The 16308-nt window shown below is 71.1% G+C and carries 12 protein-coding genes and 1 tRNA gene; 10 read left to right on the plus strand and 3 right to left on the minus strand.

Annotation, left to right across the window (positions count from 1 at the left end; all coding sequences use genetic code 11):
• The first annotated feature begins 68 nt into the window (after positions 1 to 68).
• Complete coding sequence (pyk, locus tag JSY14_RS00555) at positions 69 to 1538, plus strand: pyruvate kinase (RefSeq protein WP_259556787.1); 1470 nt, start codon at positions 69 to 71, stop codon at positions 1536 to 1538.
• A gap of 118 nt (positions 1539 to 1656) precedes the next feature.
• Here pyk and JSY14_RS00560 read toward each other — a convergent pair.
• A tRNA-Leu gene (locus tag JSY14_RS00560) sits at positions 1657 to 1743 on the minus strand.
• 112 nt (positions 1744 to 1855) lie between these two features.
• On the opposite strand from JSY14_RS00560, the gene JSY14_RS00565 reads away from it, so the two are divergent.
• Both JSY14_RS00565 and JSY14_RS00570 read left to right on the plus strand, forming a co-directional pair.
• The gene (locus JSY14_RS00565; protein WP_259556788.1) at positions 1856 to 2467 is read left to right on the plus strand and encodes an ANTAR domain-containing response regulator; all 612 of its coding nucleotides are present in this window, start codon (positions 1856 to 1858) and stop codon (positions 2465 to 2467) included.
• A 28-nt stretch (positions 2468 to 2495) separates the two neighbouring features.
• Positions 2496 to 3878, plus strand: coding sequence for a type 1 periplasmic-binding domain-containing protein (locus JSY14_RS00570; RefSeq protein ID WP_259556789.1), 1383 nt, complete (start codon positions 2496 to 2498; stop codon positions 3876 to 3878).
• A gap of 47 nt (positions 3879 to 3925) precedes the next feature.
• On the opposite strand, the gene JSY14_RS00575 is transcribed toward JSY14_RS00570, so the two are convergent.
• Positions 3926 to 4369 (minus strand): hotdog fold thioesterase, encoded by a 444-nt coding sequence (locus JSY14_RS00575; RefSeq protein WP_259556790.1) that lies wholly within the window; start codon positions 4367 to 4369, stop codon positions 3926 to 3928.
• A gap of 89 nt (positions 4370 to 4458) precedes the next feature.
• On the opposite strand from JSY14_RS00575, the gene polA reads away from it, so the two are divergent.
• The 5 genes from polA to aroD all read left to right on the plus strand — a co-directional run bounded on the left by polA (position 4459) and on the right by aroD (position 12738).
• The gene (polA, locus tag JSY14_RS00580; protein WP_259556791.1) at positions 4459 to 7215 is read left to right on the plus strand and encodes a DNA polymerase I; all 2757 of its coding nucleotides are present in this window, start codon (positions 4459 to 4461) and stop codon (positions 7213 to 7215) included.
• Between the two features lie 184 nt (positions 7216 to 7399).
• On the plus strand, positions 7400 to 8863 hold the full coding sequence (gene rpsA / locus JSY14_RS00585; protein WP_259556793.1) for a 30S ribosomal protein S1: 1464 nt from the start codon (positions 7400 to 7402) through the stop codon (positions 8861 to 8863).
• A gap of 122 nt (positions 8864 to 8985) precedes the next feature.
• Positions 8986 to 10215 carry a chorismate synthase gene (aroC, locus tag JSY14_RS00590; RefSeq protein ID WP_259556794.1) on the plus strand — a complete coding sequence of 410 codons (1230 nt, stop codon included), beginning with the start codon at positions 8986 to 8988 and terminating at the stop codon, positions 10213 to 10215.
• Entirely contained in the window at positions 10212 to 11933 is a 1722-nt protein-coding gene (gene aroB, locus JSY14_RS12485; protein ID WP_432803584.1) for a 3-dehydroquinate synthase, read from the plus strand. The genes aroC and aroB overlap by 4 nt, the downstream gene beginning before the upstream one ends.
• A complete protein-coding gene (aroD, locus tag JSY14_RS00605) occupies positions 11926 to 12738 on the plus strand; it encodes a type I 3-dehydroquinate dehydratase (protein WP_259556795.1) in 813 nt (270 codons plus the stop codon). The genes aroB and aroD overlap by 8 nt, the downstream gene beginning before the upstream one ends.
• On the opposite strand, the gene JSY14_RS00610 is transcribed toward aroD, so the two are convergent.
• On the minus strand, positions 12702 to 13487 hold the full coding sequence (locus tag JSY14_RS00610; protein ID WP_259556796.1) for a trimeric intracellular cation channel family protein: 786 nt from the start codon (positions 13485 to 13487) through the stop codon (positions 12702 to 12704). The genes aroD and JSY14_RS00610 overlap by 37 nt on opposite strands.
• Before the next feature lie 69 nt (positions 13488 to 13556).
• Here JSY14_RS00610 and coaE point away from each other — a divergent pair, with 69 nt between their 5' ends.
• Both coaE and uvrB read left to right on the plus strand, forming a co-directional pair.
• Complete coding sequence (gene coaE / locus JSY14_RS00615) at positions 13557 to 14177, plus strand: dephospho-CoA kinase (RefSeq protein ID WP_259556797.1); 621 nt, start codon at positions 13557 to 13559, stop codon at positions 14175 to 14177.
• 4 nt (positions 14178 to 14181) lie between these two features.
• Entirely contained in the window at positions 14182 to 16287 is a 2106-nt protein-coding gene (gene uvrB / locus JSY14_RS00620; RefSeq protein WP_259556798.1) for an excinuclease ABC subunit UvrB, read from the plus strand.
• Positions 16288 to 16308 lie beyond the last annotated feature (21 nt).

The raw sequence follows: 16308 nt of genomic DNA on the forward strand, positions 1-16308 counted from the left end.
TCCCCCGGCGCCCCTTCGGCCCGGCGGCCGCGGGTCCGCGGGCCTTCGCCCACAACAGATCGGAAGCCATGCGCAAAGCGAAGATCGTCTGCACGCTCGGTCCGGCGACGAACTCCTACGAGCAGATCCGCACGCTGATCGATGCGGGGATGAACGTGGCGCGGATGAACCTCAGCCACGGCACCCACGCCGACCACGAGCAGGTGTACGAGAACATCCGTCGGGCCGCTGCCGACCTGCAGCGCAATGTCGCCGTGCTGGTCGACCTGCAGGGCCCGAAGATCCGCCTGGGGAAGTTCACCGACGGCCCGCACGAGCTGAACGTCGGGGACACCTTCGTCATCACCACCGACGATGTCGAGGGCACCCGTGACCGCGTCTCCACCACCTTCAAGGGTCTGCCCGGTGACTGCCGCCCCGGGGACGTCCTGCTGATCGATGACGGCAAGGTGACCGTGCGCGTCACCGACGTCACCGACACCGACGTCACCACCGTGGTGGAGGTGCCCGGCCCGGTCTCCGACAACAAGGGCATCAACCTGCCCGGTGTCGCCGTCTCCGTGCCCGCCATGAGCGACAAGGACGTCGATGACCTCCGCTGGGGTCTGCGTCTGGGCTGCGACCTGGTGGCGCTGTCGTTCGTGCGTGACGCCCACGACGTCGATGACGTGCTGCGCATCATGCACGAGGAGGGGCGCCGCGTCCCCGTCGTCGCGAAGATCGAGAAGCCGCAGGCGGTGCGTGCGCTGCGTCAGATCGTCAGCGCCTTCGACGGCATCATGGTCGCCCGCGGTGACCTCGGCGTGGAGCTGCCGCTGGAGCAGGTGCCGCTGGTGCAGAAGCGTGCCATCGAGCTGGCCCGTCGCAACGCCAAGCCGGTCATCGTCGCCACCCAGGTGCTCGAGTCGATGATCACCAACCCGCGGCCCACGCGCGCAGAGGCCTCCGACTGCGCCAACGCGATCCTCGACGGCGCCGACGCGCTGATGCTCTCGGGCGAGACCAGCGTGGGGCAGTACCCCTTCGAGGCGGTCCGCACCATGGCCCGGATCGTCACCAACACGGAGAAGAACGGCGCCGACCGGATCATGCCGCTGGGCACCATCCCGCACACCCGCGGCGGCGCCATCACCCGGGCTGCCGCGGAGATCGGCGACCAGCTCTCCGCCCAGTACCTGGTCACCTTCACCGAGTCCGGTGACACCGCCCGCCGTCTGGCGCGTCTGCGGCCGACGATCCCCCTGCTGGCCCTGACGCCGTACGAGACGGTGCGCAACCAGCTGTCGCTGTCGTGGGGCGTGGAGGCTCAGCTGGTGCCGATGCAGCCCGACACCGACGCGATGGTGCGGTTCGTCGACGAGCTGCTGCGCGAGGAGAAGGGTCTGCAGCCCGGCGACCTCGTCGTCATCGCGGCCGGGTCCCCGCCCGGGGTGCATGGCTCCACGAACACGCTGCGGGTGCACCGCATCGGTGACCTCGACGGCACCGAGTCCGCCCGGATCGAGGCCGACGCCATCGCCTACCGGCACGATCACTGACCGGGTCGGCCCCGATCCGGCTCTCGCGGGACGGCCCCGAGCGGATCGGGGTCCCCACGGGCCCGGCAGTGCACTGCGGCGCCGCCCCCGAGCGAACGGGGACGGCGCCGCAGTGCTGTGGTGCCGGGTGCGGGACTCGAACCCGCACGCCCTCACGGACAACGCATTTTGAGTGCGCCGCGTCTACCGATTCCGCCAACCCGGCCCAGTCGCGAGGACGGAACACGCCCAGGCGACCGCACTAGGATACGAGGTGCTGTGCCCGTGGACGAACCCGTGCGCTTTCCACCCCATCCCCCACCCACCTCCGAGGAACCATGAACGTCGAGAACACCAGCAGCCGTCCGGCCGGCCGACGCGCCGTCGTCGCGGAGGACGAGAGCCTCATCCGGCTGGACATCGTGGAGACCCTCACCGAGGCCGGGTACGAGGTCGTCGCGGCCGTGGGCGACGGCCAGAGCGCCATCGACAAGACCCGCGAGCTGCGCCCCGACGTGGTGGTGATGGACGTGAAGATGCCGCAGGTCGACGGTGTCACCGCCGCCGAGCGGATCGGCGAGGAGAACCTCGCTCCGGTGGTGATGCTCACCGCGTTCTCGCAGGCCGAGCTGGTCGAGCGTGCCCGTGACGCCGGTGCCATGGCGTACGTGGTCAAGCCCTTCACCCCGGCCGATCTGCTGCCGGCGATCGAGCTGGCGGTGTCGCGGTACGCGCAGATCCAGGCGCTGTCCACCGAGATCCAGGATCTCGAGGAGCGCTTCGAGACCCGCAAGCGCGTGGACCGTGCCAAGGGCCTGCTGCAGAGCAGCATGGGACTGTCCGAGCCGGAGGCGTTCCGCTGGATCCAGAAGACCTCCATGGATCGTCGCCTCACGATGCGTGAGGTCGCCGACGCGGTCATCGACCAGCTCACCACCGGTCGCGACTGACCGCCACCACCCGAGGACTCCCCGTTCCGTGAGCGACCCCCGGACCCATCTCGGATCGTCGAGTGCCACCTCGATGCGGTCGAGTCCGATGCACGTCCGCGGGTCGCGGCGCCACCTGCTGCGCGCCCTCGGGATAGGGGCGTTGGGGGCTGCCGGACTGTCCGGCTGCGACCTGTCCGGACTGCCGCGCCCCGGGCAGGAGGACACCGCCCCGTCATCGACGGCGCCACCGCCGGCGCTGCGCATCGCGCAGATCGGCACCGCCGTGGGTCTGGAGGCGGCGCACGACTCCGTCGTCGATCTCGCGATCAACGAGGCGCGCATCGACGTCGACCTGTACGGCCGGGTGTTCGACCAGAAGCTCGACATCCTCCAGCGGCATGTCGTGCAGGACCTCTCGGAGGACCTCAGCGCCTATGCGCAGGAGCTGGCGGCCGCGTCGACGGCGGTCGCGATCGTCCACGTGCCCGACGAGATGCTGGAGCGGGCGCTGCCCGCCTTCGTCGATGCGGGGATTCTGGTGGTATCGGTGAACTCCTCCGCCGTCGACCTGCGTGCCGGCTCGGTGGATTCCCGCGGACTGCTCGCCCGCCTGGTCGCCTCCGACACCGTCCTCGCCCAGCAGTGGACCGCCCAGGCGATCGGGTCCGGCGGCCGGGGGGAGGACCAGGGAGAGCCCGGCACGATCGCCCTGGTCGCCCCCCGGGGCATGCGCGGAGCCAGTCTGGAATCCGCCCTGACGAGCGTCGCCGGTCCGCAGGGCGGCCGCCTCGTACACCGCACCCTCCACGCTGCCGATGACCTCGGCGACGCCGACGAGATCGCGCGCGCCATCGTGGCGACGCGCCCGGCCCTGGTGGTGCTCGGCGGCGGACCGGAGGAGGTGCCCCTGATCCCGGCGCTGCGCCGCGCCGTGCTCGGCCCCGACGGTCGCCCGACCCTGCGCCTGCCCATCGCCGTCGGCCCGTACCTCAGCCACGACCACGACCCCGACACCCTGGGCGAGGAGGGCACCGAGAACCTCACAGGGGTGCAGGCCGGCGGGGAACTGAACCGGGATCTGCAGTACAAGCTGCTGGCCCGCGATCATTCCCTGACCGACTTCTCCTTCGCCCATCAGGCGTATGACGCGGTGGTGATGGTCGCCCTCGCGGCGCTGATCGCCGGCCGTGCCACCGGTACCGACATCGCCCAGCAGCTGGCAGGTCTCCTCGAGGGCACGGAGGAGTGCACGACCTTCGAGGAGTGCCGACCCGCCGCCGCCGACGGGGACGAGATCGCCTACCGTCCGCGCAGCGGGGAACTGCGGTTCGACGAGACCCTGGAACTGGTCAAAGGGTCCCTGCGCACCGTGACGTGGAGCGCCGACGGGCGCATCGAGAAGCTGTCCCCCACGACGTTCGGCGACTGATCGTCACCGCAGGGCCCGGGTCGTCTCCACACCGCCCGGGTGTCCGCTCATCGGGGCGGCAGCAGCATGGTGTCGACCAGCACCGTCGAGAGCAGCGTCCCTTCGGCGTCCCGGACCTCCACCAGGTAGCTGGCGACCTGTCGTCCCAGGTGCCGAGCCGTGCACTGGGCGGTCACCCTCCCGCTGCGTCCCGAACGGTGGTGGGTCGCGGAGACATGCGTGCCCACCGCGGCCGCGCCCTCCCCGTGCACCTCGCGGGCCCGCACCACCGCTGCGAAGGAGGCGATCGACTCGGCCAGGGCGATCGTCGCCCCGCCGTGCAGCAGACCCGCCGGTTGGGTGTTGCCCTCCACGGGCATGGTCATCACCCCGCCGGACCCCGACAGGCTCTCCAGGTTCATGCCCATTCGTTCGCACAGGGTGCCGGCGAGCATGCGGCGCCCCTGGTCGAGGGTGATCTGATCCACGTCGGCATCGGGGGAGGACGTCATGGCGTCAGGGTGCCACAGCCGAGCCGCCCGGGGCAGGCGCGGTGCCCCCGCGTTGCGCACCACCGCCCGGCAGGGTGAGACTGCACCCCATGACGCCCGAGCCCGCGCAGGATGCCCCCACGCCCACGACCGAGGGTTTCGGCCCGGGGACACGACTGCTGCTGATCGACGGACACGCCATGGCCTTCCGGGCCTTCTTCGCGTTGCCCGCCGACAGTTTCACCGATGGCCGCGGCCAGTCCACCAACGCCGTCTACGGGTTCGCCCGCATGATCTTCAACGTGGTCGTCGCGGAGGAGCCCACGCATGTGGCGGTCGCCTTCGACCTGCCCGGTGGCACTTTCCGTGACCGCATCTACGACCAGTACAAGGCCGGCCGGGAGGAGACCCCGAAGGAGTTCCACGGGCAGGTCGGCCTGATCCAGCAGGTCCTCGACGCCCTCGGGGTGCGCTGGCTGACCGTGGAGGGCTACGAGGCCGATGACATCATCGCCACCCTCGCCACCCGCACGGAGGCGGCCGGGGGAGAGGCCCTGATCGTCTCCAGCGACCGTGACGCCCTCCAACTGGTCTCCGAGCGGGTGACCCTGCTGCAGCCGGTGAAGGGTGTCACCGAGCTGCGGCGCATGACCCCCGAGGCGGTCGAGGAGAAGTACCAGGTGCCGCCCGTCCGCTACCCGGACCTCGCGGCGATGGTGGGGGAGAGCGCCGACAACCTCCCGGGTGTGCCCGGCGTCGGCCCGAAGACCGCTGCGAAGTGGCTGGGGAAGTACGGCGACCTCGAGGGCGTGCTCGCGCACGCCGACGAGATCACCGGCAAGGCCGGGCAGAACCTGCGCGACCATGTCGAGGACGTGCGCCGCAACCGCCGCATGAACGCGGCGGTCACGGGTCTCGACCTGCCGGAGGACCCGGCCGACTACGCCCTCGGCCGCGGAGACGGGCCCACCCTCATGGCGGTCTTCGATGATCTCTCCTTCGGCCCGACGATCCGCCGGGATGTGCCGGAGGTGCTGCTGGGCCACGAGGGCCTGGGTGCCGAGCAGCCGGCCGCCCCCTCCGGCCGTGACCTGTCCGCGCTGCAGCGGCCGATCGGCGAGCAGGTCGCCGCGCTGCTCCAGGGGCCGCTCGCCGACGGCGCGGCGCTCGTGGTGGACGGCACCTGGGACGGGGGCCAGGGGGATGCGCAGCGCCTCGCCCTCGCCGCGGGCGACACCCTCGCCGTCATCGATCTGACGGCGCTGGACGATGCCGCCGAACGCGCCCTGGCGCAGTGGCTCGCCGATCCCGAGGTGCCGCTCACCGCGCACGACACGAAACTCGCCACCCATCAGCTGCGTGGTCGCGGGTTCGACCCCGCCGGGTGGCGTCTGGACCTGTCGCTGGCGGAGTTCCTCTGCCGACCCGATCAGCGCCCGACGGACCTGGCGGGCCTCGCCCTGCGCCACCTGCAGGAGGATCTGCAGGTCACGACGGCCGGCGCCCAGCAGGAGCTCGACCTCGGCGGCACCGACGGGGAGGACGCCGAGCAGGAAGCCGCGGTGCGGCTGGCCCGGCAGGTCGACGCTGTCGACAGGCTCGCTCCGATCCTGCGCCGGCAGATGGACGAGCACAGCGCGACCTCCCTGCACGATGACCTGGAACTGCCCCTGGCGATCGTCATCGCCCCGATGGAGGAGGCCGGCATCGCCGTCGACGACGCGGTGCTCGCCGAGCTCGACGCCCAGCACGCCCAGCAGCAGACGGCGGTGGCGGAGTCGGCGTACGGCCACCTCGGCGGGGAGCGCATCAACCTGGGTTCCCCGAAGCAGCTGCAGGAGGTGCTGTTCGAGCGCCTGGGGATGCCGAAGACGCGGCGCACCAAGACCGGGTACACCACGGATGCGGAGGCCCTCGCCGACCTCTACGCCCGCACCGAGCATCCCTTCCTCGCGGACCTGCTCACGCACCGTGACGTGACGAAGATGCGGCAGATCATCGACACCCTGCGGCGGGCGATCGCCGACGACGGCCGGATCCACACCACCTTCCACCAGAACGTCGCCGCCACCGGGCGCCTCTCCAGCAACACCCCGAACCTGCAGAACATCCCGGCGCGCACCGAGGAGGGGCGGAGGATCCGCTCGGCCTTCCACTGCGGACCCGGGTACGAGGCGCTGCTGACCGCCGACTACTCGCAGATCGAGATGCGCATCATGGCGCACCTGTCGGAGGACCAGGGCCTCATCGAGGCCTTCCGCTCCGGGGAGGACCTGCACCGGTTCGTCGCCTCCCGGGTGTTCGACGTGGCCCCCGAGGACGTCGACCCGGCCATGCGCTCGAAGACCAAGGCCGTCAGCTACGGCCTCGCCTACGGGTTGTCGGCCTTCGGTCTGTCGCGGCAGCTGCAGATCAGCCAGTCGGAGGCGACGGCCCTGCGGGACGGGTACTTCGAGCGCTTCGGCGGGGTGCGGGACTACCTGCGCGAGAGCGTCGAGAGGGCCCGCGCCACCGGGTACACCGAGACGATCCTGGGGCGCCGCCGCTACCTGCCGGATCTCACCGCCGACAACCGGCAGCGCCGCGAGAACGCCGAGCGGGTGGCGCTGAACTCGCCCATCCAGGGCAGCGCCGCCGACATCATCAAGCTTGCCATGCTGCGGGTGGAGGAGGGTCTGCGCCGGGAGGGCCTCGCCTCGCGGATCCTGCTCCAGGTGCACGACGAGCTCGTGGTCGAGGTCGCCGAGGGGGAGACCGACGCCGCTCGGACGGTGATCGTGGAGGGCATGAGCGCCGCCTATGAGCTGTCGGTGCCCCTGGAGGTCGGGGTCGGTGTCGGCCGCGACTGGCTGGAGGCCGCCCACTGAGCCGGCGGGCACCGCGGCGCACCGCACGTGCCCCGTCGCACGTCCGGAGGGCGTGCCGACCACTGTCCGAGCTGGTACTCTGGTGAAGTCTGTGCGCGATCGCTCACGCCTGTGCGTCGGGAGTGCGCGGACAGCAGTTCCCTGTACCGACTCGATTCCCTGTTCCGACGGAGTTCCGACCTTCATGACCGACACTTCCACCCCGCAGATCGCCGTCAATGACATCGGCAGCGCCGATGACCTCATGGCCGCCATCGACTCCACCATCAAGTACTTCAACGATGGTGACATCGTCGAGGGCACGGTGGTGAAGGTCGATCGCGACGAGGTGCTCCTCGACATCGGCTACAAGACCGAGGGCGTCATCCCCTCCCGTGAGCTGTCCATCAAGCACGACGTCGATCCGTCGGAGATCGTCGAGGTCGGCGACGAGGTCGAGGCCCTGGTCCTCCAGAAGGAGGACAAGGAGGGTCGCCTGATCCTGTCCAAGAAGCGCGCCCAGTACGAGCGCGCCTGGGGCACGATCGAGCAGATCAAGGAGGACGACGGCGTCGTCACCGGTACCGTCATCGAGGTCGTCAAGGGCGGCCTGATCGTCGACATCGGCCTGCGCGGCTTCCTCCCCGCCTCCCTCGTCGAGATGCGTCGTGTCCGCGACCTGCAGCCGTATGTCGGCCAGGAGATCGAGGCCAAGATCATCGAGCTGGACAAGAACCGCAACAACGTGGTGCTGTCCCGCCGCGCCTACCTCGAGCAGACCCAGTCGGCCGTGCGCTCCGACTTCCTGCAGACCCTGCAGAAGGGCCAGGTCCGCGAGGGTGTCGTGTCCTCCATCGTCAACTTCGGTGCGTTCGTGGACCTCGGCGGTGTCGACGGTCTGGTGCACGTCTCCGAGCTGTCCTGGAAGCACATCGACCACCCGAGCGAGGTCGTCGAGGTCGGTACCCCGGTCAAGGTCGAGGTCCTGGACGTCGACATGGACCGCGAGCGCGTCTCCCTGTCGCTGAAGGCGACCCAGGAGGACCCGTGGCAGCTGTTCGCCCGCACTCACGCCATCGGCGAGGTCGTGCCGGGCAAGGTCACCAAGCTCGTCCCCTTCGGTGCGTTCGTGCGTGTCGAGGACGGCATCGAGGGCCTGGTGCACATCTCCGAGCTGGCCCAGCGCCACGTGGACCTGCCCGAGCAGGTCGTCACCGTCGACCAGGACGTCTTCGTCAAGGTCATCGACATCGACCTGGAGCGTCGCCGCATCTCGCTGTCGCTCAAGCAGGCCAACGAGGGTGTGGATCCGGAGGGCGACGACTCGACCTTCGATCCGGCGCTGTACGGCATGGCCGCGGAGTACGACGAGAACGGCGAGTACAAGTACCCCGAGGGCTTCGATCCGGAGACCAACGAGTGGCTCGAGGGCTACGAGAAGCAGCGCGAGGAGTGGGAGTCCCAGTACGCGGCCGCCTACGAGCGCTGGACCGCCCACAAGGCGCAGGTCGCCGAGGCCCTCAAGGCCGACGAGGAGTCCGCAGTGGCCGGTGGCGACGACACCGTCGCCCCCACCGCGACCTCCTACCGGTCGTCCAGCTCGGATGAGGGCACCCTGGCCTCCGAGGAGGCCCTCGCCGCTCTGCGCGCCAAGCTGACCGGCAACTGATCCCTCGCCCGGCCCGTCACGGCCGGATGCGAGATCACCGCACGACGGGCGGGCACCCCACGGGGTGCCCGCCCGTCGGGCATACGGGCCCGCTCCGGGACCTCCATGGGAGAATCGACCCCATGCTGCGCTGGACCACGGCCGGGGAATCCCACGGCCCCTCCCTCATCGCCCTCATCGACGGACTGCCCGCCGGCCTCGAGCTGACGAGCGAGGACCTCGTCGCCGCCCTCGCCCGGCGTCGGCTGGGCCACGGACGCGGCGCCCGGCAGCGATTCGAGCAGGACGTGGTGCGAGTGCTCAGCGGTCTGCGGCATGGCCGCACCCTCGGGTCGCCTCTCGCGGTGGAGATCGGAAACGCCGAGTGGCCGAAGTGGGAGAAGGTCATGGCCGCCGACCCCGTCGACCCGGCGGATCTGCTGGTCGACGCCGGCACCGGCGATGAACGGGAAATCGCCCGCAACCGCCCGCTGACCCGTCCCCGGCCCGGCCACGCGGATCTGGCGGGGATGATCAAGTACGGCTTCGATGAGGCCCGGCCCGTGCTGGAACGCGCCAGCGCCCGCGAGACCGCCGCCCGGGTGGCCGCCGGCGCCGTCGCCGCACGGCTGCTGGAGCAGGCCGCCGGCATCCGTCTGGTCTCCCACGCCCTCGCCGTCGGATCTGTCCGTGTCCCGGAGGACGCCCCTCTGCCCGGCCCCGGTGACGTCACAGCCCTCGACGCGGATCCGCTGCGCTGCTTCCACCCGGAGACCTCCGCCGCGATGGTCGCGGAGGTCGACGCCGCGAAGGCCGCGGGCGACACCCTCGGCGGTGTCGTCGAGGTCCTCGCCTATGGGGTGCCGGTGGGTCTGGGAAGTCACACCCAGTGGGACCGCCGTCTGGACGGGCGCCTCGCTCAGGCGATCATGTCGATCCAGGCGATGAAGGGCGTGGAGATCGGGGACGGGTTCGCGGTGGCCGCCTCTCGCGGCAGCGATGCCCAGGACGAGATCCTCCCCGGCGGCGTCGGCGCTGCCGGCACCCACCGTGCCGCGAACCGGGCCGGCGGCACCGAGGGCGGCATCAGCAACGGCGAGGTGATCCGTGTGCGCGGGGCGCTCAAGCCGATCTCCACCGTGCCGCGGGCACTGCGGACCGTGGACCTCGCCACCGGTGGGGAGGCTCGCGCCAACCATCAGCGCTCCGATGTGTGTGCTGTCGCCCCCGCCGCGGTGATCTCGGAGGCCATGGTGGCGCTGATCCTCGCCGATGCCCTGCTGGAGAAGACCGGCGGCGACAGCGTGCCCGAGATCCGGGCGCACCTGCAGGCCACCCGAGCGCTGCAGCAGCGCCGCGGGGCGGGCGCGTGAGCTCGTCGGAGGACCTCGCCCCCTGCGCGATCCTCATCGGCCCGATGGGCGCCGGGAAGTCCACCGTGGGGCGGGAGCTCGCCGGGCTGCTGCACGTCCCCTTCGCCGACCTCGACCACCTGGTGGAGGACGCCGCAGGCTGCAGCATCCCGCAGCTGTTCGCCGATCACGGGGAGTCCGCCTTCAGGGACCTCGAACTCGACACGCTGCGCAGCGCCCTGCGGGAGCATCGAGGGGTGCTGGCCCTCGGCGGTGGTGCCCCGGTGCGCGAGGAGGCCCAGGACCTGCTGCGCGGCGGCCCCGTCGTGCTGCTGACGGTCACCGCGCAGGACGTCGCCCGGCGCCTGCACGGCGGGGCCGGCCGCCCGCTGCTGTCCGGGGACGATGACCCCCTCGCGACCTGGGAGGCACTGGCCGCCGCACGGGAACCGATCTACCGGGACCTCGCCCGGGTGGTGGTGCCCTCCGGGGAGAACCCGCCCGGGGCGACCGCCCGCCGGGTGCGCGACGCCCTGGGTCTCGGCCACGGGGTGGCGGCACCCGGTGGGGGTCCCCAGACGGCTCCCGCGCGGTCCCGTCCCGATCCGTCCCGTCCCGATCCGTCCCGTCCTGACCCGTCCCCCGGAAGGAGATCGCGTGACCACCACCATCCCCGTCACCACCCCGGACGGCGACTACCCGGTCCTGCTCGGCCGGGGGTCCGCGCCGACCTCCCGACCCATCTTCCGGAGCGAGCGCGCCGCGCCCTCATCGTCCACCAACCGAGTGTCCGCGAGCTGGCGGAGGACCTGCGCGAACTGATCGCCGCGAGCGGCCGCGAGGCGTTCCTCGCGGAGATCCCCGACGGGGAGGAGGCGAAGACCGCGCAGGTGGCGGGCTTCCTGTGGACCGTGCTGGGCCAGGCCGAGATCTCTCGCAGTGACGTGGTGGTGGGCCTCGGAGGCGGCGCGGCCACCGACCTCGCCGGGTTCGTCGCCGCCACCTGGCTGCGGGGCATCGCGGTGGTGCAGGTGCCGACCACCGTCGCCGCCATCGTCGACGCCGCCGTCGGCGGGAAGACCGGCATCAACACCAGCGAGGGCAAGAACCTGGTGGGGGCCTTCCACCAGCCGCGGGCTGTGCTCTCCGACCTCGACGTGCTGGCGGGGCTGGGAGGGCATGATGTCGCGGCCGGACTGGCCGAGGCCGTGAAGTGCGGGTTCATCGCCGATCAGCGGATCCTCGAGATCGTCGAGATCGATCCCCGGGCCGTCCTGGACACCGGCAGCGACGCCTTCGCCGAGGTCGTCGAGCGGGCCGTCCGGGTGAAGGCCCAGGTGGTCGGTGCCGATCCCCGCGAATCCGACCAGAGGGAGATCCTCAACTACGGTCACACCCTCGCCCACGCCATCGAACGCAATGAGCGCTATCTGTGGCGCCACGGCGCCGCGGTGAGCATCGGCATGGTGTTCGCCGCCGAACTGTCGCATCTGGCGGGGCGCCTGTCCGAGGCCGAGGTCGATCGGCACCGCCGGATCCTCACCTCCCTCGGCCTGCCGGTGACCTACCGTGGGCAGCAGTGGCCCCGCCTGGAGGACGCCATGCGACGCGACAAGAAGTCCCGCTCCGGGATGCTGCGCTTCGTGGTGCTCGACCGGGTCGGTCGCCCCTCCCGCTTGGAGGGCCCGGACCCGGCGCTGCTGCTCGCGGCCTACGCGGCGATCACCGCCGATGCCTGAGCGACGCGCTGTGGAGGCGTCTGGCCGCACGCGGGGCATCGTGCCCGGTCACGTCCGGATCATCGTGCCCACTCTCGCGGCCGACGCCGAGGCGATGCGGCGTGCCGGTCTCCGGTTCGCGGCCAGTGATGCGGATGTTCTGGAGTGGCGCGCCGACGCGGCCGTCGCCGCCGGGGTCGATCCCGTCGCCCTGCTACCGCATGCCCGGTGTGCCGCCGGGCAGGCGCCGCTGCTGGTGACGCTGCGCAGCACCGGGCAGGGTGGGCTCGCGGACCTGCCCGCGCCGGACCTCGCGGCCCTGCAGCAGCGGCTGCTCGAGGCCGGGGGCCTCGATCTGCTGGATGTGGAGATGGGCGCGGTGGGGAGCGATGACGTGGCGAGGGTGATCGCCCGAGCGCACGCCGCCGGCGTCACCGTCGTCGGCTCCCACCACGACTTCACCCGCACCCCGCCCGCCGGCCGGCTGGTCGACCGGTTGGAGCAGATGGCGCAGGCGGGTGCGGACATCGCGAAGATCGCCGTCATGCCGCGGCGGCCCCAGGATGTGGTGGACCTGCTGCAGGCCACCGTCACCGCCGCGGAGCGTCTGCAGCCCCGCGGCGTCCCGGTGATCACCATGAGCATGGGCGAGCTCGGGGCGGGCAGCCGCCTCACCGGCTGCACCCTCGGCTCGGCGGCGACGTTCGCGGTGCTCGACGAGGTGTCCGCCCCCGGCCAGCTGCCGGTCGAGGTCGTCGCGCGGGCCCTCGACGCTCTCGGGGTGCGACCTCAGCGGTCGGCCGACGGGGAGGCCGCGTCGACCTGATCGGCCGCCGCCTCCTCGGCCACCATCTCCCTCGCCTGCCGGGCGAGCTTCCGTCGCTCCGCCCACCGCGCCCGCTTGATGAGCGTCGCCACCTGGGCGGGGGAGAGCGTCACCAAGGAGTCGGCACGGCCGGGAAGGGTCCACCGCCGCCATGCCGAGACCAGGGCGAGTGCCGTCCCGAGCGCGGCGGCGGCGATCACCCATGCCGGGTCCAGACGCAGCGCCGCGACCGCCCAGGTGGCGACGCTCGCCACCAGGGCGCTGGTCGCGTACAGCGGGCCGCCGCCGAAGATCACCGGGATCCGCCCGACCATGACGTCGCGGATCGCCCCGCCGCCCACCGCCGAGAGCACCCCGAGTAACAGGGCGGGCAGCATGTCGAGCCCCGTCGCGAGGGACTTCGCGGTGCCGGTCGCCGCCCACAATCCCAGAGCGATCGCATCGAGCACCACCATCAGATGGTTCAGGGCCCGCCCCTCCGAGGTGATGAGGAAGGCGAAGCCCGCCCCCAGCAGGGAACAGACGAAGTACCAGGGGCCGTCGAAGGCGGCGGGGATGCCGCGGTCGAGGATCACGTCGCGCAGGATCCCCCCTCCGAGCCCGGAGACGATGCCGACGACGGCGAATCCGACCGGATCGAAGTTCAGCCGGGCCGCGATGCCGCCACCGGTGATGCCCATGACGACCACGCCGAGCAGGTCGAGCGCACGGACCAGATCGTTCGAGGTGAGGAGGTCTGCGGGGGTCACCGCTCAAGGGTAGGGGAGGCGACCACCCGGGACACCGTCGCAGGGGCCTTGCTGGGTAGGGTGCGGGGCATGACACAGCAGGTGTGGCGGATCGGCCTGACCGGTGGGATCGCGTCCGGGAAGTCGACGGTGGCGGCTCTGTGGCGCGCCGAGGGGCTGACCGTGATCGACCTCGACGCCCACTCCCGGCGGGTGCTGGACGAACCGGGGGAGGCTGTCGACGAGACGGTCGCCCGTTTCGGTGAGGCGATCCTCCGGGCCGACGGCTCCATCGACCGCGGTGCCCTGGCCCGGATCGTCTTCGCCGATGCCGATGCCCGTGCCGATCTCGAACGGATCGTTCTGCGCCGGGTCGACGAGGCGGTGCGGCAGGAGGAACAGCGGCTGCGGGAGTCGGGCGTGGAGTGGTGGGCCCACGATTCCCCGCTGCTGCTGGAGAAGCACCAGGACGATCGGTACGACGTGATCGTGGTGGTCACCGCCCCGCGGGAGGAACGCATCCGCCGCATCATGGAGGACCGCGGCAAGGACCGTGAGTACGCCGAGTCCGTGATGGCCGCGCAGGTCGACGATGCGGAACGCGAGCGTCGGGCGGACGTGCTGTTGCGCAATGACGGTGACCGCGCGACCCTGGAGGCTCGGGCCCGGGAGGTCCTGGCCCGGCTGTCAGTCGGCCGCCGTAGGCTCTGACCCCATGCGTCCCGTCACCGATCTCACCCGAGCCGTCCATCCCTTCCAGGTCGTCTCGGAGTACGCCCCCGCCGGTGACCAGCCGCAGGCGATCGACGAGCTCGCCCGGCGCATCGAGGCGGGGGAGCAGGACGTGGTGCTGCTGGGCGCCACCGGCACCGGCAAGAGCGCCACCACCGCCTGGCTGATCGAGCGACTGCAGAGGCCCACCCTGGTGATGGCGCACAACAAGACCCTCGCCGCACAGCTGGCCAGCGAGTTCCGGGAGCTGCTGCCGAACAACGCCGTCGAGTACTTCGTCTCGTACTACGACTACTACCAGCCCGAGGCCTACGTCCCGCAGTCCGACACCTACATCGAGAAGGACTCGTCGATCAACGCCGAGGTCGAGCGTCTACGGCACTCCGCCACCAACTCGCTGCTCACACGACGCGACGTCGTGGTGGTCAGTTCCGTCTCCTGCATCTACGGTCTGGGCACCCCGCAGGAGTACGTCGACCGGATGGTGCGGCTGCGCCGTGGGGAGGAGATCGACCGCGACGTGCTGCTGCGCCGCTTCGTCGACATGCAGTACGACCGCAACGACACCAGCTTCGTGCGCGGCACCTTCCGGGTGCGCGGTGACACGGTCGAGATCATCCCGATGTACGAGGAGCTCGCGATCCGCATCGAGTTCTTCGGGGACGAGATCGACGCCATCCATACTCTCCATCCGCTGACCGGCGAGATCATCCGCGAGGAGGACGAGATCCACGTCTTCCCCGCTTCCCATTACGTGGCCGGGCCGGAGCGCCTGGCCCGCGCCATCGACTCCATCGAGGTGGAGCTCGCCCAGCGGCTGGAGGAACTCGAGGGGCAGAACAAGCTGCTGGAGGCGCAACGTCTGCGGATGCGCACCACGCACGACCTGGAGATGCTGCGCCAGATGGGCACCACCAACGGCGTGGAGAACTACTCACGCCATCTGGACGGCCGCGGCCCCGGCACTCCGCCGAACACCCTGCTGGACTATTTCCCGGAGGATTTCCTCCTGGTGATCGACGAGTCCCACGTGACCGTGCCGCAGATCGGCGCGATGTACGAGGGCGACCGCTCCCGCAAACGCACCCTGGTCGACTTCGGGTTCCGTCTGCCCAGCGCGCTCGACAACCGCCCCCTGACCTTCGAGGAGTTCAAGGAGCGCACAGGGCAGACGGTGTACCTCTCGGCCACGCCCGCCGAGTACGAGCTGCAGCGCAGCGACGGCGTCGTGGAGCAGATCATCCGCCCCACGGGACTGGTGGACCCGGAGATCATCGTGAAGCCCGTGAAGGGGCAGATCGACGACCTCCGTGCGGAGATCGAGAAGCGGGTGGAGGCCGACGAACGCGTGCTCGTCACCACCCTCACCAAGCGCATGGCGGAGGACCTCACCGACTACCTGCTGGAGCACGGGGTGCGGGTGCAGTACCTCCACTCCGACGTCGACACCCTGCGGCGCGTGGAACTGCTGCGCTCCCTGCGGCTGGGCGAGTTCGACGTGCTGGTCGGCATCAACCTGCTGCGCGAGGGCCTGGACCTGCCGGAGGTGTCGCTGGTGGCGATCCTCGATGCCGACAAGGAGGGGTTCCTGCGCTCGCGAACGTCCCTGATCCAGACCATCGGGCGTGCCGCCCGCAATGTCTCCGGGCAGGTGCACATGTATGCCGACACCGTCACCGACTCCATGCGCGAGGCGATCGACGAGACCAACCGTCGCCGGGAGAAGCAGATCGCGTACAACACCGAGCACGGCATCGACCCGCAGCCGCTGCGCAAACGCATCGCGGATGTCACTGACATGCTGGCCCGGGAGGACATCGACACCGACACCCTGCTGTCGAGCGACTACCGCGCCGGCAAGGAACGGGTGCGGCGGGACCGCGCCCGGGCGGGGGAGATCGACGCCTCCTCGGCCCGCACCGTCGACCTGGGCGATGATCCGGTCGGTGCACTCAGCAGCATGATCGACGAGCTCACCGCCCAGATGCACCGGGCCGCCGAGTCGCTGCAGTTCGAGGTGGCGGCGCGGCTGCGCGACGAGGTCGCCGAGCTCAAGAAGGAGTTGCGGACGGTCCAGGGCGTGCGCTGACGGGCCCGGGCCGGCGGGATC

This window comes from Brachybacterium sillae, from assembly GCF_025028335.1.
GTDB classification, from domain to species: domain Bacteria; phylum Actinomycetota; class Actinomycetes; order Actinomycetales; family Dermabacteraceae; genus Brachybacterium; species Brachybacterium sillae.

Bases quoted from the DNA above. Each gene is read 5' to 3' on its own strand.
- coaE (WP_259556797.1), top strand. From the start codon at position 13,557: ATGACACAGCAGGTGTGGCGGATCGGCCTGACCGGTGGGATCGCGTCC.
- aroD (WP_259556795.1), top strand. From the start codon at position 11,926: ATGCCTGAGCGACGCGCTGTGGAGGCGTCTGGCCGCACGCGGGGCATC.
- rpsA (WP_259556793.1), top strand. From the start codon at position 7,400: ATGACCGACACTTCCACCCCGCAGATCGCCGTCAATGACATCGGCAGC.
- JSY14_RS00565 (WP_259556788.1), top strand. From the start codon at position 1,856: ATGAACGTCGAGAACACCAGCAGCCGTCCGGCCGGCCGACGCGCCGTC.
- polA (WP_259556791.1), top strand. From the start codon at position 4,459: ATGACGCCCGAGCCCGCGCAGGATGCCCCCACGCCCACGACCGAGGGT.
- uvrB (WP_259556798.1), top strand. From the start codon at position 14,182: ATGCGTCCCGTCACCGATCTCACCCGAGCCGTCCATCCCTTCCAGGTC.
- pyk (WP_259556787.1), top strand. From the start codon at position 69: ATGCGCAAAGCGAAGATCGTCTGCACGCTCGGTCCGGCGACGAACTCC.
- aroC (WP_259556794.1), top strand. From the start codon at position 8,986: ATGCTGCGCTGGACCACGGCCGGGGAATCCCACGGCCCCTCCCTCATC.
- JSY14_RS00575 (WP_259556790.1), bottom strand. From the start codon at position 4,369: ATGACGTCCTCCCCCGATGCCGACGTGGATCAGATCACCCTCGACCAG.